The organism is Streptomyces gamaensis (genome assembly GCF_042656465.1).
Taxonomy (GTDB): domain Bacteria; phylum Actinomycetota; class Actinomycetes; order Streptomycetales; family Streptomycetaceae; genus Streptomyces; species Streptomyces gamaensis.
Genome location: NZ_JBHSPB010000060.1, coordinates 1 through 1,096, shown reverse-complemented (window position 1 = coordinate 1,096; position 1,096 = coordinate 1). Strand labels below are relative to the sequence as shown.

General features: G+C 57.2%; 1 rRNA gene. It reads left to right on the top strand.

Annotation, left to right across the window (positions count from 1 at the left end):
* A 23S ribosomal RNA gene (locus tag ACFP1Z_RS33670) occupies positions 1-1,096 on the top strand; the annotation flags it as partial.

Below are 1,096 nucleotides of genomic sequence, written 5' to 3'. Positions count from 1 at the left end.
CGGCTTGCTTGTGCGACACCCAAGTAGCACGGGGCCCGAGAAATCCCGTGTGAATCTGGCGGGACCACCCGTTAAGCCTAAATATTCCCTGGTGACCGATAGCGGATAGTACCGTGAGGGAATGGTGAAAAGTACCGCGGGAGCGGAGTGAAATAGTACCTGAAACCGTGTGCCTACAAGCCGTGGGAGCGTCGGACATCCTTTTGGGGTGTCTCGTGACTGCGTGCCTTTTGAAGAATGAGCCTGCGAGTTTGCGGTGTGTTGCGAGGTTAACCCGTGTGGGGAAGCCGTAGCGAAAGCGAGTCCGAAGAGGGCGAATTAGTAGCGCGCCCAAGACCCGAAGCGGAGTGATCTAGCCATGGGCAGGTTGAAGCGGAGGTAAGACTTCGTGGAGGACCGAACCCACCAGGGTTGAAAACCTGGGGGATGACCTGTGGTTAGGGGTGAAAGGCCAATCAAACTCCGTGATAGCTGGTTCTCCCCGAAATGCATTTAGGTGCAGCGTCGTGTGTTTCTTGCCGGAGGTAGAGCACTGGATAGGCGATGGGCCCTACCGGGTTACTGACCTTAGCCAAACTCCGAATGCCGGTAAGTGAGAGCGCGGCAGTGAGACTGTGGGGGATAAGCTCCATGGTCGAGAGGGAAACAGCCCAGAGCATCGACTAAGGCCCCTAAGCGTACGCTAAGTGGGAAAGGATGTGGAGTCGCAGAGACAACCAGGAGGTTGGCTTAGAAGCAGCCACCCTTGAAAGAGTGCGTAATAGCTCACTGGTCTAGTGATTCCGCGCCGACAATGTAGCGGGGCTCAAGCGTACCGCCGAAGTCGTGTCACTCACACATGAGGTCTAACGACTGTGTGGGTGGGTAGGGGAGCGTCGTGTGCCGGGTGAAGCAGCGCCGGAAGGCAGTTGTGGACGGTTCACGAGTGAGAATGCAGGCATGAGTAGCGATACACACGTGGGAAACGTGTGCGCCGATTGACCAAGGGTTCCTGGGTCAAGCTGATCTGCCCAGGGTAAGTCGGGACCTAAGGCGAGGCCGACAGGCGTAGTCGATGGACAACCGGTTGATATTCCGGTACCCGCTTTGAAGCGCC